The organism is Pseudoalteromonas sp. CuT4-3 (genome assembly GCF_035666335.1).
Classification (GTDB): Bacteria; Pseudomonadota; Gammaproteobacteria; order Enterobacterales; family Alteromonadaceae; genus Pseudoalteromonas; species Pseudoalteromonas atlantica.
The window spans coordinates 3,075,269-3,095,870 of the sequence record NZ_CP142030.1 but is presented as its reverse complement, the minus strand read 5'-3'; the positions used below and the strand labels follow the sequence as shown (position 1 = coordinate 3,095,870).

Here is a 20,602-nt window from a genome sequence, read left to right as displayed (position 1 = left end):
CTAGCACAATTGGAGAATACCCGTGAATAAAACTACGATCGCCTCTATTGTATCTTTATGCCTCACACAAGGCGCGTTTGCCGCAGAAGAGACTGCGCCAGATACAGCAAAAAAAGAAAATAACGTTGAACGTATTATCGTCTCTGGTACCAGCAAAGGACGCGTTATTTCAGATACCCCACAGTCAGTAACCTCTATTAGCGAAGATGAATTAATAAAGCTTTCATCAAGCAGCCAAGCAGATGTATTACGTTATATCCCAGGTATTAAAGTAGAAGGGGGCGGTGGTGAGGTTGGAACAAACCTACAAGTAAGAGGCTTACCTTCATCGGGTCAGTTTCAGTTTACGCCACTGTCGTACGACGGTTCACCTAGTTTGAGTGTTTTTGGCTTAAACTCATCGGCGTTTGATGTGTACTACCGAAACGACTTAGGTATTGAGCGTGTAGAGTTTGTGCGTGGCGGTGTGTCTAACTTATTTGGCCAAGGCTCTGTAGCGGGTATTATTAACTATATTTCTAAAACGGGCAGCGATGATCCGCAAAGTACTGTGCAAATGGAGCTTTCTGATCAGGGCCGTACCCGTTTAGATTTTGCTACAAGCGGGCCGCTAAACGAAGATGGCCTTTATTATGCGCTGTCGGGCTTTTACCGTTACGATGAAGGCCCGTTAGATACAGGGCTTGAGACTAAAGGCACTCAGCTGCGCGGTAATATTCGTAAAGAATTTGATGACGGCTCTGGCTCATTTACTGTGTATGGCCAATACATTGATGACCAAGCACAGTTTTACCTGCCTATTCCGCTTGATGGCGACAGCCGCGAACGCTTAACTGGTAACGATGGACGCGAAGTGGAGTCATTACAAACTGCTAATGTGTCTAACCTGTCCTACGATACTGCCAATGGTCGTTATGAATCGCCAATTAGCGATGGGGTGGTAACTAAAGGCGGCTCTATCTCGGTCGTATTTGAAAAAGAGCTCGCTAACGATTTTGCTATTAACATGCGCAGTAAATACGCAAAGTACCAACACGAATTTAATCTATTTTTAGATGGCGACGGTATTATTAATGTACCTGAGAGCCAGGAAGAGTTTTTAGCTAACCGTGGCTTAGGTGATGTAAGCGATGCAGCGTTTACTTACACTGCATCTGGGCAGGCACTGGCAAGCGATGCAGCGTTTACTTACACTGCATCTGGGCAGGCACTGGCAAGCGATGACTTATTATTTGCTAACCGTATTTTAGATAGAGACCGCCCAGCAGAGGATTTTTCTGCCGAATTTAATATTGTTAAAAGTATTTTTGTTGGCGATTTTAGCCACGATATTACCGTAGGTACGTTTTTCTCTCACAGTGAAGCCGATGACGATAACGTTATTACGACCTACTTGGGGGAATTTAACAATAACCCAGAACTGGTTGATTTAACGTACACCAATGCCGATGGTGATGTTGTTCAGTACACACAAAATGGTATTAGTGGCCCAGGTATTTCTTACACCAACCAAATAATTAGCGCTACCCGCCGTGCGCTTTATGTAGCGGACCAAATGGAAAGTGATGATTGGATTATCGACTTTGGTGTACGTTATGAAGAAATTGACGGCAAAATTAGCCGTGAAGGCAGCCAAGTTGTACAAATTTCTGATGATCCATCACTTGCGCCTAATTTACAGGTAAACACCACAGGCAGTGGTGTAATGACCTACGGCGAAGTAGACACCTCCGAATTTGCAGTATCGGGTGCAGCGTTATACCGCTTAACCGATAACTTAAACGTATATGCGAATGCATCTCGCGGGTTTTTCTTCCCAGAAATTAGAGGGATTCAGTTTAACGATTTAGGTGAGCCTGCCAGCTACGAAGCCGAAATTGTTGAACAAGGCGAGCTTGGTATTAAGTTTTTTGATAACGACTTTAGCGGTAGCATTGCGTTATTTAGAACCGACCTAAAAGACAGACGCAGCGTAGACTTTGTTAACGATGGCAACGGTGGGGTATTAGAGCTGCCTGTTATGCAATCAACCAAAGCAACGGGTGTGGAGCTTACGGGTCGCTACGATATTACCGACGAGTGGGCGGTTGATGCCAACATGACCTACACCGACCACGAATTTACTGAGTTTGACTCAGACCCTTCTATTATTGGTAACGAGTTACGTCGTAAACCAAAAGTATTATTTAACTCTTCTATAAGCTACACCGCAGATAATTGGGATGCTGCTTTGTATCATAACTTTACAGGTAAAAACTTTGCTAACGATGCAAACTCTGTAGAGCTTGATTCATTCCACTTGTTTAGATTTGATGCGGGTTATAACTGGCAAATCGCCCCAGAGCAAACCGTACGTTTAAGCGTAGGGATATTTAATTTGTTTGACTCTGATGGTGTTACCGAAGGCTCGCCGCGTTTAGGTAATAGCCAAACGTCAGACAATCCTTACTTTGTAGGCCGTCCAATTCTCCCACGACGCGTTACATTTAGAGTCAAATACGACTTTTAAATAAATGCTTTACGCCTATTAACCTGTTTTGGGGTTAATAGGCTTTTTGCATTGTGATGCATTTTTCAGCTAAGTTAGCGATAGGCTTGTTTTTAGGGACTGTTTTAGAAGTAAGCATATAGCTGTTTAGTTTTTTATTTTTGAGAAGGCGCTGTGTTTTCTTAATGTGAATACGCGAAATAATTATGAATATATTAGATTTTTCAATAGTTGCTCTTTACCTTGGTGCCTTATTGGTAATGGGGTTTATGCTACGCGAACAAACCAATAAAAGTGATTACTTTTTAGGAGGCAAAAGCTTAGGGTGGAAACCTTTAGCTTTGTCGGTAATGGCCACTCAGCTTTCGGCTATTAGCTTTATTTCGGCTCCTGCATTTGTTGGTTTGCGTGAAGGCGGTGGTATGCAATGGCTCTCGTATGAGTTAGGTGTGCCGCTTGCGATGATTTTAATTTTAGCGACTATTTTACCTAAGCTTTATAAAAGCGGCATCGTAAGTATTTATGATTACTTAGAAATGCGCTTTGGCCGTTCTACCCGTGTGCTTATTAGTGTGGTGTTTCAGTTTAGCCGCGCATTTGCCACCGGCATTATGATTTATGCGGTATCGCTTATTCTCCAAGGCACCATGGGCATAGAAGCATGGCAGGCCATTGTGCTTACCGGCGTGATCACGGTGCTATATTCACTGCAAGGCGGTATGAAAGCCGTGGTGTATGGTGATGCAATTCAAATGATCATTATTGTACTGGGTACTATTGCTTGTATTGGCTTTGGACTTTATCACTTAGGTGGGGTTGATACCTTTATTGCTAATGTTGATTCGAGCCGATTAGAAGCCATAAAATTTGATTCGTTTGGATTTAGTGGCGATGGTTTTGGCTTTTTACCTATGATTTTTGGTGGTGTGGTGCTTTACGCCTCTTACTATGGGTGTGACCAAACACAAGCGCAACGTGCACTTAGTGCAAAAGATCCTAAAAACTTACGCTACATGATTTTAGCCAACGGCGTTGTGCGTTTTCCTATTACTATTTTATATTGTGTGTCGGGCTTAATTGTAGGCACACTGGCTATGAGCAATCCTGAGTTTTTAGCCAAAATTCCAGCCGATAACCCAGATTGGATGATGCCAATCTTTATTTTAGATTACTTACCACATGGCTTAATTGGTTTATTAGTGGTGGCTATTTTATCTGCGGCTATGTCATCACTTAGCTCTGCTATTAACTCGCTTTCGGCGGTAAGTATTGAAGACTACAGCCGTATTTCAAATAAAGAGCTAGACCAACCAACCTACTTAAAATTGGCTAAATACTTAGGGCTTATTTGGGGTGCAATTACGTTAATTTTATCGCTTTATGCCGGTGATATAGCGCCAACTATTATTGAAGCCATTAACAAAGTAGGCTCGTTATTTTATGGCCCAATACTGGCGGTATTTTTAATTGCCGTAGTTAGTAAGCGCAGTGCTGCGCTGCATGCAAACATAGGCTTAATTAGTGGTGTGTTAATTAACTTGTTGGTGTCGGTATTTGCGCCAGACGTATTTTGGTTTTGGTGGAACTTTATTGGCTTTGTGGCCACTGCCGTGATTACGCTTACGACAAGCGTTGCTATTCCACGCGAAGTAAACGAGGTTGCTAAAGCGCAAAACGCTGAGACTATCTCAAACTCAATTGTAACCGGTAAAGATATCGTTATGCTGCTTAGCATGTTTGTTGTGATGGTATTAATTTGCCTTGCTATTCCATCAATTTTTTCGTGAGCGTTAACCCATGGATTCTAAAAAGTCATTTTTAATCGATTTATTTACCACGGCGGTAAATGCCTGTAAACCCAGTGCGTGTATGAGCAAGTACTTGGAAAATATAGATGCCAGTAATGGCTTATGCGTGGTGGGCGCCGGTAAGGCCGCCGCAGAAATGGCCGCAGAGGTTAACCGTTTTTATGGTGATAAATGCTTTGGTGCGGTAGTGACACGTTACGGTTACGAAAGTGTCGGCGATACTGGGCGCATTAAAGTGCTTAGTGCTAATCACCCAACGCCAGATGATAACAGCTTAGCAGCAGGTAAAGAGTTATTGGCGTTTGTAAAAAATAATCCGGCCGATATTCCTATTTTGTTTATTATCTCAGGCGGCGGCTCGTCGCTTATGTGTTTGCCGGTAGATGATGTGCCGTTTGAGCAAAAGCAGGCACTTAATCAGTTTTTACTTAAAAGTGGTGCAAGCGTTGATGAAATTAACGTTGTGCGCAAACAGCTCTCGCTTGTTAAAGGCGGTAAGTTAGCACAAGCGGCTAAATCGGATTATGTCACGCTGATTATTTCGGATGTAGTAGGGGATAAGCCAAGTGATATTGCATCAGGCCCCACAATTAGCGATAACAGCACTAAAGCTGATGCGCTGGCTATTTTACAAAAGTACAACTGGCCGGTTATTAACGAAATTGAAGCGTATTTATTAAAGCCTGAGCAACCACGCGCGGCTGATACTCAAGGCAAACACTTTATTGTAGCTAATGCCCAGCACGCGATTGACAGTGCTATTGATGTAGCACAGCACCAAGGTTGGGATACGCAAGTACTTGGGTACGACATTCAAGGTGAGGCAAAAGAGGTTGCCCGCGCACATGCTAAAATTGCCCTTGAGCAAAAAGCGCAAGGTAAGCGCGTTATGTTGCTCTCTGGCGGTGAGCTTACAGTAACGGTAGCCGATGTTTATGGTGATGGCGGCCCTAATCAAGAATACTTAATGGCATTGGCAGAGGCACTTAACGCCGAGGCGGGCATTTATGCCATAGCCTGTGATACCGATGGTGTAGATGGCAGTAAAGACGTTGCCGGTGCGTATATAAATAGCAGCACGATTGCGCGCGCACTTGATGCTGGCGAAAACTTACACGCTCAGTTAGAAGGCCATAATAGCCATCAGTTTTTTAAAGCCATTGATGATTTAATTATTACTGGGCCAACCAATACTAACGTTAACGATTTTAGAGTGATAGTGATTGAGTAGGCGCGCTCGCCTACTTGTTCTTTAAAGTGGTTTAACGTAACCTTGTGCTCCAATTTTATTAGGGTTAATAGCTATGTTTTCGCTAAATAACAGTAACTTATTACGCTCAGGATTTGAGCTTGGAAAAGGCGATAAACTTTTTCAAGACATAGAGCGTGATATTATTAAGGTGGTGTTTTGGGAGCAGTGCGTAACACAAAGCCATATTGTGAGCGCCACCCGAATTCCGCAGCAAACTGTCTCGCGTTTACTTAAATCGTTAACTCAGCATGGCGTAATAATGCAAACCGATACGCTTATCCCTAATAAAAAGGGTAAGCCTGGGTTTGGTATTGCGCTTAACCCCGAATACGGCTTTACCTTTGGTTTAGCTATTTTGCTTGATGCTATTTCTGTAGCGGTCATGGATTTTACCGGCAAAGTTATTTACACCCATATGCAGCTTATGTCAGACATGAGTATTAATAACGTACTTAAAAGTGCGCAAAAGCTGGTGGACGATATAAGCGCAGAGCATAATATTGCGAGCGAAAAAGTGCTGGGTATGGGCGTGGGTATATCGGGATTTTTTAGTTCTATGGACGGGAAAATGAATACCCACCATATGCTAGAGGAGTGGTCGCTGGTTGATATTATCGATATTGTCTCTAAGCACTTTCAACTCCCTACGTGGGTGGTGAATGACGCCACAGGCGCCGCCGCTGGCGAAGGGGTTGCAGGTATAGGCCGCGAGTATAAAAACTTTGTGTATATGTTTGTCTCGGCGGCATTTGGTGGCGGAATCGTAAATAACGGCGATGTACTGCGTGGTACTTACGGTAATGCTGGCGAGCTTGGCGATATGCTACCGCCAAAGTTATACGCTCATCCCAATTTAGAGTTACTAAAGCGTATTTTGAAAAAAAATGGTGTAGCGGTTGATTCAATTTACGACTTGCACGATAACTTTGACCCCGAATGGCCAGGCGTTGAAGAGTGGCTATTTAAAGTTCAAGATTCGTTTGATTTAGTAGCAACCTGTTGTTCGGCGCTATTAGATGCAGAAGCGATTATTATTGGCGGCCATATACCTAAAGAGCTGGCCGAAAAAGTAATAGCGCGTACTGAAGTTTACGCACAATTTAGACGCGGTGCTAAACGCCCAATGCCTAAGTTGGTGGTCTCAAACATTAATAATTTTCCGGTCTCCATTGGTGCAGCCACTTTGCCATTTAGAGAGCTGTGTTTGTAGCTTAATAATAGAAATTTTAAAACAAAAAGCCGATATTGATTTATACAATATCGGCTTTTTAGTATTTAAACCAAATTCTTAACTAAGTGTTATGGCGAATGGGTTTTACTCTTCAACGAACGGTTCACCCTCTGTCATCCACTTAGCGGCTGGCTTGCCTTTTAAGTAATGGTCAAAGTACTGCATCATACGCACTGAAAAATCGACCTGATTAGGAAACTTTTTCAAATGATGTGGTTCACCTTCGTATTGTAAAAAGGTGGCGTCTTTACCCGCACGGCGCAGGGCTAAGTAATATTGCACGCCTTCGTGCCAAGGCACTGCGTCGTCTTTGTCTCCAAACATAATTAAAATAGGGGTATTTACTTTATCGGCAAAAAACACTGGTGAGTTTTCGATGTATAGCTCGGGTGCTTCAAATAAATTTTTACCTATGCGGCTTTGCCCTGTTTCGTACTGAAATTGACGCGCAAGGCCCGACTTTAAACGTATGCCGCTGTAGGCGCTAGTCATGTTTGATACCGGCGCGCCCGATACAACCGCTTTAAACATATCTGTTTGAGTGATCATAAACGCACTTTGATAACCTGCCCATGAATGCCCTTGCAGGCCTATTTTATCAGGGTCGGCTATGCCTAGGTCTATAAGCTTTTGCGTGGCGTTGATCATGGTTTGCGTTGACGATTTACCTGGGTGGCCTATTTCAAAGCGAATATCAGGTAAAAAGATTGCATAACCATTTGAGGTAAACATAGGGAAGTTAGGACGATGATTTAGCTCCATTTTAGGAAAATCATACATGCGCTGGCTCATATAGCGGTAAAAATACACAACAACGGGCACTTTATCGCCTTTTTTGTAACCTGCAGGTTTAATTAATACCCCTTGTAGGTCTTCGCCATCAAAGCCTTTGTAGCTAATTAGCTCTGGTTTTTCGCCCCAGACAAAATCCGCCATTTGTGGGTTTAAGTTGGTAACTTTTTTAGGCGCTGTAAAGCTAAAGTCGCTTTGGTAGTAATCAGGAAACTGATGATAGGTTTGCTCGGTAAAGAGGTATTTATCGGCATGTTTTGCCTTTTTAACTACATCAATACGTTTTTTGCCACTCAGTACGTTAATAACCTTCTGTGAGGCTAAATCAAGTTTGGCTACTTCACGTTGCTTTGATTGTAAGTTAACGGCTGATACAAGTAATGTATCGTTTTGAGCAAAGCCTACTTGGTTTTTATCAAGTTTAATAACGCGATATTGCGTATTGGTAGGTTTACCATTAGTTAAACGCTCAGCGCGTTGAGTGTTGACATCAAACGCCCAAATATCGTATTTGCTATAAACCAATACTTGGCTGCTGTTATTTAACCAACCGGCAAACCCATAACCAGGCTGCGGTGACGGATAGTCGTGTTTGTCATCGGCAAACGTGGCATTAATAGCTTTGCTAAGGGCGGTAACTTTGTTGGTTTTTAAATCTTTAAGTTGTACTTGGCTTTGTGCAAAGTAGGCTGCGTAGCGCCCATTAGGTGCAAGGCTTGGTGTAAACGGTGAGTTTTTAATAATGGGAGTTTGCTCACCGGTATTAATGTTTATGCTGTAGTAGTCGGCAAAAAAGCCACCGTACATAATTTTTTCTAGGTGGGCTTGGTTAGAATAGCCCAATACACTTTGGCTACGGTTAGTGTTAAGCGCTAAATCGCTGACTTTTTCATTGCTTAGTTGTACTGCTTTTTGGCTTTTTAAATGAAAAACAGCGCTGTAATGGCGATTTTTATTAACCTTGTTCCACTGTTGCTCTTCTCGTGGTTTTATTTGGGCATCGTTGTTGTGCCACACGTTTAGCGCTTTATGTTCACGAATCGTGTCAAAGTCATACAGTGATGCTTCGTCGGTGTACTCTTTTGCTTTTATTTTAGCGGCCAGTTTGGGGTGGTTTTCAAAATATAAGCGCTCGCCATTTTCAGACCAGCTAATCGATGCTGTTTTACCTATAACCCATTCTTTATTAGGGGAGTCGATAGTGCTAAGGGTGTTATTTTGCCAAAGCTTTAGAGAGTATTGTCTGCGACGCTCATCATCGTTTACGTAGTTACCGAGGTTAAATGCGGCTATTTCTTTATCAGGGTGCCAACTAATTGATTGTGCAACCACGCCTGGCTCATCAATTAATACGCTTTGCGCAAAGTTATTATTAAGTTCAAGCAGTACAAGCTGATTGTTGTTGCCATCACTAAAGCTTTGGCTGGCAAGTAGCTGAGCGCCACTTGGGCTTAGCGCATAACTAAATACATTATTTAAGCTGTGGGTGGTGCTGTTTTTTAAGTTTATTATTACTAGCTCAAAGCTTTTATCTTTTTTATCTGGTGTGATAGCGCTTTTTTCTTCGCTGTTATCTTCAGTGGGTGTGTCTTTTTCTGCTTTTTTATCAACTCGATAAGCAAGCCAGTGGCCCTTGTTACCTAAAACATAGTCTTTTACGTCGGCAAATTGCTGTTTTTCGCCGGTTTGGGTATTGACTAAAATGAGGTTGTTTTTAAGTGATGACTTTTTCTCGCTGGTCTCTTGCTCAAGCAGGGTGGGTACTTGTGTAAATGCCACCCAATTAGCCGCTTTGTTAATAACGGGCTTGGTGCCGCGCTCCACGGTGCTAATGAGGGTGTTTGTTGTTAAGTCATAAACTTGCCCATTTGCATTGCCACGGTAGGATTTAGCGCTAAAGCTGAGGATTTTACCATCATCTGAAAGTTGGGTGTTTTTTGCGTACTTAAAATCGAATACGTCTTTAAATTCTAACGGCTTTTGAGCCCAAGCAGCCGGGCTCGCTAAGCTTGCAAGCAGTGCTGAGCTTAAAAGGGTGAGCGTTGTTTTCATTATTGATTCTCGTTTTTCACAGTACTTTTAATGTAATAAGTATTGTAGCGAGTTTGGTTTATATTTCGAGCGGATCAGATAAGCGGTATAAGAAAAGGGACGAAAGGGTTAACGTTAGCGCGAAAAACTAGCGCTAACGGTAAAATAATAAAGTAAGGTTATAACCAAATTTTTTGTAGTTCTGGCCATTGTTTTTCAAATTGCGAACTTGGTTTTACTTTAAAGTCGCTGCGCACAAACTGGTTCATTTTACCTTCAACATAGGCTAGTAAAAAGTTAGCAAGGGTTAGTTCGTCACTTTGAAAGGTTTTACCTTCACGAAGTTTTCGCTCGCGCAGTACTTGTTTAAATTGCGTTTCTAGCTTTTCGAATAGCCCTTGTACACGTTCGCGTAAACGCTCTTGCTCGCCTTGTAGGGCGTCGCCGGTAAGTATGCGTGTAATACCTGGGTTTTTTTCTGCAAACGTTAGTAGCAACAACAAAATATTATAAACGCGTGTTTGGCTTTCTTTTTCGTTTTCTAAAATAAGGTTAATGCGCGATAAAAGCGTGTCTTCGATAAACTCTATTAGGCCTTCAAACATACGTGCTTTACTTGGAAAGTGACGGTAAAGCGCAGCTTCAGACACACCCACTTCAGCAGCAAGCTTTGCAGTTGTAATCCGTTGTCCTGGGCTGGTTTCTAACATTTGCGCGAGGGCTTGCAGTATTTGCTCTTTGCGATTACTTCTTTTTGTCGCAGGCATGAACCTTCCTTTTTTATTTGTTATTTTTAGCTGCTAATCATTTTTTGTTCAAATGAGTGGCTTATGTTAATGTTTTATTCAGTTTGTTTCCAGCACTTTATAGTTGCTTGGCAAGTTGTTTAATTACCTCAAGAGCAATGCGTGTTTTACTATTTACCGCAAGTGCTAACTGCTCATTTTGCCAGTAAAGTGTTAAAGCATTGTGATCGGAATTAAACCCTAAACCACTTTGCGATACATCGTTAGCGCAGATCATATCGAGATTTTTATTTTTAAGTTTACCCTTTGCATAGCTCTCTACATTTTGCGTTTCAGCAGCAAAACCCACAGTGTAAGGGCGGTTTTGCGTTAAGTTTGCCACCGCGGCTATTACATCGGGGTTTTTAACAAGGGTGAGGGTAAGCTCATCGCCTTGTTTTTTCATTTTTTGAGTTGCTACATTAGCCGCTCTATAATCGGCTACGGCTGCACAGCCAATAAAAGCATCAGAGAGTGGGGCATAGGTTAATGACTCATTTAATAGCTGTTCAGCGCTTTCAATGTTTATTAAATTAACGCCAACAGGGGCTTTGATAGTGACAGGCCCTGAAATTAAATTGACATGAGCGCCAAGCTTTAAAGCGGCCTCAGCCAGGGCAAAGCCCATTTTTCCAGAGCTGTGATTAGAAATAAAACGTACAGGGTCAAGCGGCTCGCGGGTTGGCCCTGCCGTAATTGTAATGGTTTTACCTGCTAATAATTGCGGCTGCTCTGTGGCAGTGCACAAAGCCACAAGCTCATGCGGCTCTAGCATACGCCCAGCTCCTACATCGCCACAGGCTTGCTCACCTTTGCCAGGGCCCCAAATAAGTACATCACGTGCTTTTAAAGTGGCTAAATTTGCTTGTGTTGCAGGGTGTGCATACATTTGCTGGTTCATTGCTGGGGCTATTGCTACTTTTGCTGGTGTTGCCAGTAATAGCGTGGTGAGTAAATCATCGGCTATGCCGGCGGCCATTTTGGCAATGGTGTTACTCGTTGCAGGCGCGACTAAAATTAAATCAGCCCATTTGGCAAATTCTATGTGGCCCATTGCAGCCTCTGCTGAGGGGTCAAGTAATGAATCAGACACCATTTCACCACTCACCGCTTGCATGGTTAATGGGGTTATAAAATGCTTAGCTGACTCGCTCATAACTACTTTTACTTCGCAACCTGCCTCTTTTAAGCGCCTAACGAGCTCTGCACATTTATAGGCCGCAATGCCGCCGGTGATGCCAAGTACGATTTTTTTGTTTGTTAAGTTAGTCATGAGTGTTTTTTGCTTGAATGTATATGCAGGCTAAAATAACAAATCTTTGTGCTTTGAGCTAAGTTTTTAGGATTAAATAATCAGGCTAATTTTAAAAATTGCATTACAGTTATAAGACTGTTTTTTAATCATCAAGGATGAATAATGCAATTAACATCGTTACCTAACTCACTTCGCCCACGCGAAAAACTCATTGCAAAAGGCCCTAAAGCATTGTCCGATGCTGAGTTATTAGCGATATTTTTGCGTACGGGCTTACCCGGTATGAATGTGATTGAGCTTGCACAGCACCTGCTTAACGAAAACAAAACATTGCATAATTTATTTAATGCCAGCCAAGATGAGTTTTGCGCACAAAAAGGGTTCGGAATGGCAAAATATGTGCAATTGCAAGCGGTGCTTGAGCTGAGTCAGCGTTACATGCAGGAGCGTTGCCAGCGCGATGCGGTGTTTAATTCGCCAAATGCGGTATATGAATATTTAACGCTGCAAATGCGCGGGCTACAGCAAGAAGTGTTTATGGTGCTTTATCTCGATAGCCAAAACCGTTTAGTAAAAGACGAAATTTTATTTTATGGCACGATAAACTCAGCCAGCGTTTACCCCAGAGAAGTTCTAAAAGCGGCCTTAAAAAATAATGCTGCGGCCATTATTTTGGCACACAATCACCCAAGCGGGATTGCCGAACCAAGCCAAGCAGACAAACTTATCACTAATAAATTACAACAAGCACTGCAATTAGTAGACATAAATGTGCTTGATCACATCATTGTAGGAGGAGAAACGTGTGTTTCTTTTGCACAGCGAGGCTTGATTTAAGGTTGCTTGATGAATAAGTGTGTTAAAAATGAGCGGTTTGGACGGTTTTAGTAAATTAGTTTAATTTAAATGCAGTTTTTACTTTCCCTAAGGGCATTCGATCTTTATAATTAGCCGCTATCAAATTTACATATGAGCTGGTTGGATAGATCAGTATTTGATCTTTGCCTGTAAAAGCTGTATAAAGAGCGCCCTTCGATTTATCTAGGGCACAAATACATGGCCTTAGGTTAAATTAAGCTCGAGCGAAGTTATTGGAGATATATAGACATGTCTAAAGTATGTCAAGTTACAGGTAAGCGTCCAACGGTTGGTAATCACCGTTCACACGCGAGAAACGCGACTAGACGTCGTTTCCTACCTAACCTACAAACACACCGTTTTTGGGTTGAAAGTGAAAAACGTTTTGTAACACTACGCACTACTACTAAAGGTATGCGTATTATCGATAAAAAAGGCATCGACGCGGTACTTACAGATATCCGTGCTCGCGGCGAAAAAGTTTAAGGAACTGAATCATGCGCGATAAAATCCGTTTAGTTTCAACTGCTGGTACTGGTTTTTTCTACACTACCGACAAAAACAAGCGTAACATGCCTGAAAAGATGGAAATCAAAAAGTTCGATCCTAAGGCTCGTAAACATGTGATTTTCAAAGAAGCTAAAATCAAGTAATTTAGTTTTCTTTCAGAATTGTAAAAACCCAGCTTATGCTGGGTTTTTTGTTTTTAGCTAAAGTTTTAGTGTTATTCATATATTCACTTCCCACTCTTAGCTAACTTAGCTAAACCTCTCCCTCTTTTAACTCCCTATACTCTCCACTTGCTAAGTTTTCGTCCAGTATAATATTACCTATTTGCTCGCGGTGTAGCTCTACCACTTTGTTACCTACCGCGGCTAACATGCGTTTAACTTGGTGGTATTTACCTTCGCTGATTGATAAACGTAAGCTGTAGGTGGCAAGTGCTTCTGCTTTAGCTGGACGGGTGAGATCTTTTTCGTTGTGAAGTTGTACGCCGCTGCGTAGTTGCTCTAATGCTTCTTCGGTTATAGGCTCTTGTGCTTCTACTAAGTAGGTTTTTAATTTGTTGTGCTTTGGCGAGGTAATACGGTGCGACCAATCGCCATCGTTAGTAATAAGTACTAAGCCGGTGGTGTCTATATCAAGGCGACCTGCTACATGAAAGTCGGCCATATTTGGCTCATCGAGCAAATCAAATACGGTGGGGTGTAGTTCATCTACATTGGCACACACGTAGCCTACAGGTTTGTGTAGCATAAAGTAGCGTTTGCCTAAAAATACCATAAGCTCACCAGCAAATGTTACTTCATCTTGCTGGGTTACTTGAAAATCGAACGCGCTAACAACTTCCCCATTTACTTGCACTTCTTGGCGTTTAATACCCGCGCGAGCTTTTGAGCGTGGTAGCTCGGCTAGGTGGCTAATAAATTTATCTAAGCGGCAAGGGAATTTCATTTTGGTTCACATTTTTAGTCGGCTACAATGGCGGCGATTATAGCCGATAGTGAAACCCCATGTCAGTAAACTACCCACAAATTTTAAGGCTTTACCAAGCAAAAATAGATGCGGGTGAACTGTGTGTTGATAGCGCTCAGCAAAATGCGGTAAATGCGTTAAATAACCTAAGTATACAGTTACACATAAAAACACCTTGGTGGAAAAAAGCGCCGTTAATTAAAGGTATTTATTTGCATGGGCCGGTGGGGCGGGGTAAATCCATGCTAATGGATTTATTTTATAAAAATTTACCCACTGAGCTTAAGCAGCGGCTGCATTTTCATCACTTTATGGCGCAAATACACACGCAACTTGCCCAGCTGCAAGGTCATAAAAACCCTCTCACGTTAATTGCTAAACAATGGGCGAAAGATATAAAAGTGCTGTGTTTTGATGAGTTTTTTGTTAGCGACATTGGCGATGCAATGATTATGGCAAGGTTATTTAACGCCTTGTTTGATAGTGGGGTAGTGCTGGTGGCAACTTCTAACGCAAAACCTGAGCAGCTTTATCGCAATGGCCTGCAACGCGCGCGGTTTTTACCCACAATCGATTTAATTAACCGTTATTGCCATGTTATTAGTGTTGCTGGGCAGGATGATCATCGCTTTAGGTACGGTAAAAATAGCCGCCATTATTTTATTAATTTACCTATAAGCGAGTTTAAAAAGCAGTTTTTATCTCAGTATCCACAAGCAAAGGAAAACCAAATTTTACAGGTACACTCCCGCAGCTTACCGTGCTTATTAACTGCAGATAATGCATTAATGATCGATTTTATGGCGCTTTGTTCAGGAGCGCGTAGCGCTTACGATTATATGTTTTTAGCCAAGCAGTTTGATATTTTATATATAGAAAATGTGCCAAAAATGGGTGTAGGCGCAACAGGTAAAGTAATAGTGCATGGTATTGAAGACAGTTATCAACGCGAAAAACAAACCCTAAATGAGCATTATTTAGATGACGAAGCGCGGCGCTTTATTGCATTGGTGGACGAGTTTTACGATTGCCACAAGTTATTAGTTATTAACGCCCACGCGCACGTTGAGTCTTTGTATCAGGGGGAAAAGTTAAGCTTTGAATATGCGCGAACGCAGTCGCGTATTGTCGAAATGCAAAATTGGTAATTAGCGCTGACGCTAAGTTTATTTATAGGTGCTTTGCTTGCGCGTTGGTATAAAAATACTGGTATTTCAACTTTGTGCGTGAGCAAGCTTCACGCCTACGACTGAAATAACACAGGTGCAGTGGGTCTTGTAGACACGCATCTTGCTGGCGTTTAAAAACAGCGCTTTTACGTTGTGTTAAACCCCTTTGATAAAGCTATGAGAAGCTTCGCTTCTACGTGAGCAAGCTCTACGTCTCCATTAAAAAATTAGCGCGGTAGTAAATTTATTTATAGGTGATTTGCCTGCTTGTGAAACAGGCAAAATTTATAAAGTATTTTTTAATTAACTTTTATAACCATTAGGGTTATTTGACTGCCAACGCCATGTGTCTTCCATCATGGCATCTATTCCACGCACCGCTTCCCAGCCTAGCTCATTAAGTGCTTTTTCTGGCGCGGCGTAACATGCAGCAATATCGCCAGGGCGACGAGGCGATACTTGATAAGGAACGTCTTGGCCGCTGGCTTTTATAAAGGCGTTAACCATTTGCAGTACAGAGTAACCATTGCCTGTGCCAAGATTATATACAAGTGCGCCGGTATTGCTGGCAATTTTATCAAGCGCTTTTAAGTGCCCCATCGCTAAATCTACAACGTGAATATAGTCGCGCACACCAGTGCCATCAACGGTGTCGTAGTCATCACCAAATACAGCAAGCTGCTTTAATTTACCTACTGCAACTTGGGCAATAAATGGTAATAAGTTATTAGGAATACCATTTGGATCTTCGCCAATTAAGCCTGACTCATGTGCGCCCACAGGGTTAAAGTAGCGTAAAATAGCAAATGCAAAACGCTCATCTGATTTAGCAATATCTTGCAGCATCATCTCAACCATCAGTTTTGATGTGCCGTACGGATTAGTTGTGCCACCTACCGGGAAGTCTTCTTTAATCGGTAAGCTTGCAGGGTCGCCGTAAACTGTGGCTGATGAACTAAATACTAATTTAAATACGCCTGCATCACGCATGGCATCTACAAGTGTTAGCGTACCTTGTACGTTTGTTTGATAGTACTCAACAGGTTTAGCGACCGACTCACCAACCGACTTTAAGCCAGCAAAATGAATAACGCTCTCTATAGTGTGCCTTGTAAAAATGGCATCTAAAAAAACTTTATCAAGAATGTCGCCTTGGTAAAACGTGGCTTCTTTGCCTGTGATTTGCTTTACGCGTGCAAGCGACTCTTTTGATGCGTTACTTAAGTTATCAACAACAACAACTTCGCTGCCTTGCTGTAAAAGTTCTAAAACGGTGTGTGAGCCTATGTAGCCTGCGCCGCCTGTTACTAAAATTGCCATGAATGCTCCGTGGATACCTTTTTTCAATTATCTTAATTTCATCATATATTCTTACTATTTACATGCTTTATTTTAAAAGCGTATTAAAATAGGTTAATTAAGTAATGGTTAATAAACTAGTGTTAAACTTGTATGGTCTATTACTGGGCTAAGTCTAAATAATTAGTACTGCCCCTTTGGAGAATGCTATGAATTCAGTTAAAACAATCGCTATGGCAATGTGTATTACATTACCTGCATTTGCACACGCTGGAGAATCTGTAGTTAAGTGGCAAGATTTTAAAGACTACCGCGATGTGCGCGCTTCTAGCCAGGGTAAAGCGTCGTACCACAAACAAATTGCTACTCAGTTCGAAAAACATTTTTCTAAACTTGCCGAGCAATTGCCAAAAGGCTACAAGCTAAATTTAGAAATAACCGATATCGATTTAGCAGGGGACGTACGCTATGGCGGTATGGATGAAATACGCGTAGTAAAACCTATTTATTTTCCGCGCATTAAGCTCAATTACTCGCTAAGCGATAATAAAGGGAGTGTAGTGAGTGAAGAGGACGATGTAGAGCTTAAAGACATGGGCTTTATGGATAAAATAAAAATGGGTCGCGACGAGCCGTTTTTTTATGAAAAACGCTTAATTACCGAATGGTTTGGCGAGCAAATTTTAGCAAGTATTGATTAAATTAAACTTGCCAGTAAAAGCGGTAAGTTACAAAATCAAAATGACTTAAAGGTAGCGGCTAAAGTAAGCAACTATTGCAGACTAAAAATAGCGATTTATAGTCCTTCTTATTAAAATTAGTTTTATCAAGCAGAGCTCAAATATAAGTAGGCTTTTTATCATTTTGATTATGCGTACAAAAAGAGTTATTAGCTTTTGCATTTCAAGCTGGCAATTAAGTGATTAAATTACTTTTTGATTGTGTTTTATCAATATAGGGATGTACCTAACTTTACATTAAAAATTTTTGCTGCTAATTTAAACTAATGTCATCAGTGTAAGTGTTCTGGTTTATTGTTTTAAATTGAATGTGCTGTACTTGCGTTGACTTTTGATAGTTCACATGGAGAAGATTATGAAAAGTTTAAAATTACTAACGTTAGTAATGGGTTTAAGTTCTATTGGTATTGCACAAGCTGGTGAGTCTGCAGTTAAATGGCAAGATTTTGACAATTACCGCGATGTGCGTGCAGCAAATCAATCACCAACTTCTTTTGAAAAGCAAATTACTATTAACTTTGAAAAGCATTTTGCGAAGTTAGCTGAAAAATTACCCAGTGGATATAAATTAAATGTAGAGGTTGCAGATCTTGATTTAGCAGGTGCAATTGAGTTTTCTGGCGCTAAAAAAATAAGAGTAATTCAACCATTTCATTACCCACAAATTAAGCGCTCAACCTCTAGATCATTTTATTATGAAAAACGCTTAGTAACTAACTGGTTTCATTCAAAAGTTTTATCTAATATAAGTTAAATACAGCTACAGGATAAATAAAAAATGCCGATAAACATTTAAACATTATCGGCATTTTTTGTATTTGATGTTTACTAAATTAAACTTTAATTTTTAGCTACTTAAACGTAGCGAGCAGGGTAAGTAACTGTTGTAGCTTAATAACCGTTGTTTTAAGCTTTTCTTCATCAAAACCATCTGTGCTTAAGCTTTCTACATCGGCTGCTACATCAAGTACGTATGGCTTAAAGCGTTTAGCTTCAAAACTAAATCCGGCATCAGCTGGGAACAAGGCTTTAAATTTACCGTGGCCTTGTTGCTGTAGCTCATCTAGTTTTTTGTCGGCATCAAGTGCTTGGCGATAAACAATTTTTAAGTTAGCGTTGAGTTGTTCAATTATAGAATCCATGGATTTCCTAAAGCTTTGTACTGCATTGCCGATATAGTACTTGGAATACATTTAAATGTCAGGTTGATTAAGACTTCTAACGATGAATATATCAGGTGGAAATCTACCCGCTATGTCTAGCTCTGGCCAAGGTGGTGAAGTATATACCGCTGCTTTGTCTAAAAAGCAGCAATTAGCAGATGGCGCAGCAGCACTTGCACTAATTGAAGGTGCTGCCCAGCCAACAAGTGCGCAATCACCGGCTCAGTCGGTCACTGCAACACTGGGTAACAATGTAAATATATACGTTTAAACTAGGGCGTGTTGATCTTTGCGGATTGAAATTTGTTCAATCTAGGGGCGATTAAATCGCGGCGCGAGGTTTGTAACCTAGTGGGCTAAGTAAAAACCGAGTAAAGCTTCCGCGTCCTGCTCACGCCCCTTACCTACATCCATGTAGGCAACAAAGAGTTCATCGCCCCTAGGAAGAACCCGAAGGGCAGCGCATGTTTGGCATTTATGCTGCGTTATCGCCTATTTATGGGGAATAACCACACTACACAGGCTCAGCCTTGCCTAAAAGCCAAACATACTGCTGCAAATTCAACCATCAAAGGTTAACACGCCCTAACTTAAGGTCGATAGGTGTTTTGCTTTTTTGACCGCCTATTTCTCTTACTAATTTAGGCACTAAAAATCCAGGCAGGGCTTTTAATAGTTCTGCCATTATTTCTATTGCTTGCTCTTCGTTAATATCAAAGTGGCTTGCGCCTTCAACCTTATCTAGCAAATATAAATAGTAAGGCAGTACGTCTGCATCAAATAACGCCTCACTTAAATTTATTTGTGCCTCAACGGTGTCGTTCACCTCTTTTAAAATAACTGCCTGGTTTAATAACGTTACGCCTGCTTGCTTTAGCTTTTGCATGGCGGCTTTAAACTCGTCGTCTATTTCGTTGGCATGATTTATATGGTTAATAAATATAATTTTTAGCGGTGATTGCTTTAGCCTCGCGCACAGCTCATCGGTAATACGCGCAGGTATAACAACAGGCAAACGGCTGTGTATTCGCATGCGTTTAATTTGAGGTAACTGTTCAAGCTCATCTAAAAACCAGCTAATGGCATCGTCTTTGGCCATAAGTGGGTCGCCACCGCTTAAAATCACTTCGTTTATGTTGGCATCTGATTTTATATAGCTCAGCGCATCAAGCAGGCTTTTTTTATTAAGCTGGTTTTCTTGATACGGGAAGTGGCGCCTAAAGCAGTAACGGCAATTTACTGCACAGCCAGTTTTAAACATAATTAAAACACGGGATTTATATTTATGTAAAAGCCCAGGCTGTTCGTTGTCTTGCTCTAGTAAAGGGTCTTTATTAAAACCTGTTTTGGTTAAAAACTCTTGATGGCGTGGCATAACTTGTAGCAATAAGGGGTCGTTTGCATCGCCCTTGCGTATTTTTTTTATAAAAGGGACTGGCACGCGTACCGGAAATAAACTGCGGGCTTTTAGGTCGTTTTCATGGGCTTGGCTCGATAAACCGACCATTTCAAGCAAGGTTTTTGGGCAGGTAACTACATTTGCTAATTCTTTTTGCCAGTTTTTATGCAAATTTGCTTCATTTCTTTGTATCATTGGCACGTAGATTACTCGAAAAAAATTAAATAGAGGAAACGATGGCGAATTATAGCACCAACGAGTTCAAGGGCGGCCTAAAAATTATGATGGACGGCGAACCTTGCAGTATTTTAGAAAATGAAATGGTAAAACCTGGTAAAGGCCAAGCGTTTAACCGTGTTCGTATCCGCAAACTTATCTCTGGTAAGGTGCTTGAAAAAACCTTTAAATCGGGTGAATCAGTTGAAGGCGCCGATGTAATGGATACCGACTTAGCGTACCTATACACAGACGGTGAGTTTTGGCATTTCATGAACAACGAAACATTTGAACAAATTGCCGCTGACGAAAAAGCACTTGGCGATGCCGTTAAATGGTTAGTTGAAAACGATGTATGTACTATTACATTATGGAACGGTAGCCCAATCGCGGTTACTCCACCTAACTTTGTTGAGCTTGAGATCACTGAAACTGATCCTGGTCTTAAAGGCGATACAGCGGGCACAGGCGGTAAACCTGCAACGCTTAGCACCGGTGCAGTAGTACGTGTTCCATTATTCGTACAAATTGGTGAAGTAATTAAAGTAGACACCCGTAGCGGTGAATACGTAGGCCGTGTTAAGTAAGCTTGAGTACGGTTTATAAAATCCCGGCTTAAGCTGGGATTTTTTTTGGAGAA

The 20,602-nt window shown here is 41.5% G+C and carries 19 protein-coding genes; 12 read left to right on the top strand and 7 right to left on the bottom strand.

Going from position 1 to position 20,602, the window contains the following annotated elements; translation table 11 throughout:
- Window positions 1-22: 22 nt before the first annotated feature.
- The 4 genes from VOI46_RS14345 to VOI46_RS14330 all read left to right on the top strand — a co-directional run bounded on the left by VOI46_RS14345 (window position 23) and on the right by VOI46_RS14330 (window position 6,758).
- Window positions 23-2,509: a TonB-dependent receptor gene (locus tag VOI46_RS14345; protein WP_004587938.1), complete on the top strand. Its 2,487-nt coding sequence runs from the start codon at window positions 23-25 to the stop codon at window positions 2,507-2,509.
- Between the two features lie 185 nt (window positions 2,510-2,694).
- A complete protein-coding gene (locus VOI46_RS14340) occupies window positions 2,695-4,275 on the top strand; it encodes a sodium:solute symporter (protein WP_004587939.1) in 1,581 nt (526 codons plus the stop codon).
- Between the two features lie 10 nt (window positions 4,276-4,285).
- Entirely contained in the window at window positions 4,286-5,527 is a 1,242-nt protein-coding gene (locus VOI46_RS14335) for a DUF4147 domain-containing protein (RefSeq protein WP_004587940.1), read from the top strand.
- 73 nt (window positions 5,528-5,600) lie between these two features.
- Window positions 5,601-6,758, top strand: coding sequence for an ROK family transcriptional regulator (locus tag VOI46_RS14330; RefSeq protein WP_004587941.1), 1,158 nt, complete (start codon window positions 5,601-5,603; stop codon window positions 6,756-6,758).
- Between the two features lie 105 nt (window positions 6,759-6,863).
- On the opposite strand, the gene VOI46_RS14325 is transcribed toward VOI46_RS14330, so the two are convergent.
- The 3 genes from VOI46_RS14325 to coaBC form a co-directional block, all read right to left on the bottom strand.
- Window positions 6,864-9,623, bottom strand: a complete 2,760-nt coding sequence (locus tag VOI46_RS14325; RefSeq protein WP_004587942.1) for a prolyl oligopeptidase family serine peptidase — start codon at window positions 9,621-9,623, stop codon at window positions 6,864-6,866.
- A 158-nt stretch (window positions 9,624-9,781) separates the two neighbouring features.
- Window positions 9,782-10,369, bottom strand: coding sequence for a nucleoid occlusion factor SlmA (gene slmA / locus VOI46_RS14320; protein WP_004587943.1), 588 nt, complete (start codon window positions 10,367-10,369; stop codon window positions 9,782-9,784).
- A gap of 97 nt (window positions 10,370-10,466) precedes the next feature.
- Window positions 10,467-11,660 (bottom strand): bifunctional phosphopantothenoylcysteine decarboxylase/phosphopantothenate--cysteine ligase CoaBC, encoded by a 1,194-nt coding sequence (coaBC, locus tag VOI46_RS14315; protein ID WP_004587944.1) that lies wholly within the window; start codon window positions 11,658-11,660, stop codon window positions 10,467-10,469.
- 144 nt (window positions 11,661-11,804) lie between these two features.
- Between coaBC and radC the strand changes: the two genes are divergently transcribed.
- From radC to rpmG, 3 genes are all read left to right on the top strand, one after another.
- Window positions 11,805-12,479 carry a DNA repair protein RadC gene (radC, locus tag VOI46_RS14310; RefSeq protein WP_324738073.1) on the top strand — a complete coding sequence of 225 codons (675 nt, stop codon included), beginning with the start codon at window positions 11,805-11,807 and terminating at the stop codon, window positions 12,477-12,479.
- 270 nt (window positions 12,480-12,749) lie between these two features.
- Window positions 12,750-12,986, top strand: a complete 237-nt coding sequence (gene rpmB / locus VOI46_RS14305) for a 50S ribosomal protein L28 (RefSeq protein WP_004587946.1) — start codon at window positions 12,750-12,752, stop codon at window positions 12,984-12,986.
- A gap of 11 nt (window positions 12,987-12,997) precedes the next feature.
- Entirely contained in the window at window positions 12,998-13,153 is a 156-nt protein-coding gene (gene rpmG, locus VOI46_RS14300) for a 50S ribosomal protein L33 (protein WP_004587947.1), read from the top strand.
- 109 nt (window positions 13,154-13,262) lie between these two features.
- On the opposite strand, the gene rsuA is transcribed toward rpmG, so the two are convergent.
- On the bottom strand, window positions 13,263-13,955 hold the full coding sequence (rsuA, locus tag VOI46_RS14295; protein WP_004587948.1) for a 16S rRNA pseudouridine(516) synthase RsuA: 693 nt from the start codon (window positions 13,953-13,955) through the stop codon (window positions 13,263-13,265).
- Between the two features lie 59 nt (window positions 13,956-14,014).
- Between rsuA and zapE the strand changes: the two genes are divergently transcribed.
- Window positions 14,015-15,124: a cell division protein ZapE gene (zapE, locus tag VOI46_RS14290; RefSeq protein WP_004587949.1), complete on the top strand. Its 1,110-nt coding sequence runs from the start codon at window positions 14,015-14,017 to the stop codon at window positions 15,122-15,124.
- A gap of 324 nt (window positions 15,125-15,448) precedes the next feature.
- Here the strand turns inward: zapE and galE are convergent, their stop codons facing one another.
- Window positions 15,449-16,465, bottom strand: coding sequence for a UDP-glucose 4-epimerase GalE (gene galE, locus VOI46_RS14285; protein WP_004587950.1), 1,017 nt, complete (start codon window positions 16,463-16,465; stop codon window positions 15,449-15,451).
- Between the two features lie 188 nt (window positions 16,466-16,653).
- Between galE and VOI46_RS14280 the strand changes: the two genes are divergently transcribed.
- Together VOI46_RS14280 and VOI46_RS14275 are read left to right on the top strand one after the other, a co-directional pair.
- Window positions 16,654-17,145, top strand: coding sequence for a DUF3016 domain-containing protein (locus VOI46_RS14280; protein WP_004587951.1), 492 nt, complete (start codon window positions 16,654-16,656; stop codon window positions 17,143-17,145).
- 394 nt (window positions 17,146-17,539) lie between these two features.
- Window positions 17,540-17,938, top strand: coding sequence for a DUF3016 domain-containing protein (locus tag VOI46_RS14275; RefSeq protein WP_004587952.1), 399 nt, complete (start codon window positions 17,540-17,542; stop codon window positions 17,936-17,938).
- A 97-nt stretch (window positions 17,939-18,035) separates the two neighbouring features.
- On the opposite strand, the gene VOI46_RS14270 is transcribed toward VOI46_RS14275, so the two are convergent.
- Complete coding sequence (locus tag VOI46_RS14270) at window positions 18,036-18,326, bottom strand: hypothetical protein (protein WP_004587953.1); 291 nt, start codon at window positions 18,324-18,326, stop codon at window positions 18,036-18,038.
- A gap of 82 nt (window positions 18,327-18,408) precedes the next feature.
- Between VOI46_RS14270 and VOI46_RS14265 the strand changes: the two genes are divergently transcribed.
- Window positions 18,409-18,618 (top strand): hypothetical protein, encoded by a 210-nt coding sequence (locus VOI46_RS14265; RefSeq protein WP_024031488.1) that lies wholly within the window; start codon window positions 18,409-18,411, stop codon window positions 18,616-18,618.
- A gap of 297 nt (window positions 18,619-18,915) precedes the next feature.
- Here VOI46_RS14265 and epmB read toward each other — a convergent pair whose 3' ends face one another.
- The gene (epmB, locus tag VOI46_RS14260; protein ID WP_004587955.1) at window positions 18,916-19,941 is read right to left on the bottom strand and encodes an EF-P beta-lysylation protein EpmB; all 1,026 of its coding nucleotides are present in this window, start codon (window positions 19,939-19,941) and stop codon (window positions 18,916-18,918) included.
- A 41-nt stretch (window positions 19,942-19,982) separates the two neighbouring features.
- On the opposite strand from epmB, the gene efp reads away from it, so the two are divergent.
- On the top strand, window positions 19,983-20,549 hold the full coding sequence (efp, locus tag VOI46_RS14255; protein WP_004587956.1) for an elongation factor P: 567 nt from the start codon (window positions 19,983-19,985) through the stop codon (window positions 20,547-20,549).
- The last annotated feature ends 53 nt before the right edge of the window (window positions 20,550-20,602 follow it).

Excerpts from the sequence above, each read along its gene's own strand:
- VOI46_RS14340 (WP_004587939.1), top strand. The coding sequence starts at position 2,695 with ATGAATATATTAGATTTTTCAATAGTTGCTCTTTACCTTGGTGCCTTA.
- VOI46_RS14330 (WP_004587941.1), top strand. The coding sequence starts at position 5,601 with ATGTTTTCGCTAAATAACAGTAACTTATTACGCTCAGGATTTGAGCTT.
- galE (WP_004587950.1), bottom strand. The coding sequence starts at position 16,465 with ATGGCAATTTTAGTAACAGGCGGCGCAGGCTACATAGGCTCACACACC.
- VOI46_RS14275 (WP_004587952.1), top strand. The coding sequence starts at position 17,540 with ATGAAAAGTTTAAAATTACTAACGTTAGTAATGGGTTTAAGTTCTATT.
- efp (WP_004587956.1), top strand. The coding sequence starts at position 19,983 with ATGGCGAATTATAGCACCAACGAGTTCAAGGGCGGCCTAAAAATTATG.
- epmB (WP_004587955.1), bottom strand. The coding sequence starts at position 19,941 with ATGATACAAAGAAATGAAGCAAATTTGCATAAAAACTGGCAAAAAGAA.
- slmA (WP_004587943.1), bottom strand. The coding sequence starts at position 10,369 with ATGCCTGCGACAAAAAGAAGTAATCGCAAAGAGCAAATACTGCAAGCC.
- zapE (WP_004587949.1), top strand. The coding sequence starts at position 14,015 with ATGTCAGTAAACTACCCACAAATTTTAAGGCTTTACCAAGCAAAAATA.
- rpmB (WP_004587946.1), top strand. The coding sequence starts at position 12,750 with ATGTCTAAAGTATGTCAAGTTACAGGTAAGCGTCCAACGGTTGGTAAT.
- radC (WP_324738073.1), top strand. The coding sequence starts at position 11,805 with ATGCAATTAACATCGTTACCTAACTCACTTCGCCCACGCGAAAAACTC.
- VOI46_RS14325 (WP_004587942.1), bottom strand. The coding sequence starts at position 9,623 with ATGAAAACAACGCTCACCCTTTTAAGCTCAGCACTGCTTGCAAGCTTA.
- rsuA (WP_004587948.1), bottom strand. The coding sequence starts at position 13,955 with ATGAAATTCCCTTGCCGCTTAGATAAATTTATTAGCCACCTAGCCGAG.
- rpmG (WP_004587947.1), top strand. The coding sequence starts at position 12,998 with ATGCGCGATAAAATCCGTTTAGTTTCAACTGCTGGTACTGGTTTTTTC.
- VOI46_RS14270 (WP_004587953.1), bottom strand. The coding sequence starts at position 18,326 with ATGGATTCTATAATTGAACAACTCAACGCTAACTTAAAAATTGTTTAT.
- VOI46_RS14265 (WP_024031488.1), top strand. The coding sequence starts at position 18,409 with ATGAATATATCAGGTGGAAATCTACCCGCTATGTCTAGCTCTGGCCAA.
- coaBC (WP_004587944.1), bottom strand. The coding sequence starts at position 11,660 with ATGACTAACTTAACAAACAAAAAAATCGTACTTGGCATCACCGGCGGC.
- VOI46_RS14335 (WP_004587940.1), top strand. The coding sequence starts at position 4,286 with ATGGATTCTAAAAAGTCATTTTTAATCGATTTATTTACCACGGCGGTA.
- VOI46_RS14280 (WP_004587951.1), top strand. The coding sequence starts at position 16,654 with ATGAATTCAGTTAAAACAATCGCTATGGCAATGTGTATTACATTACCT.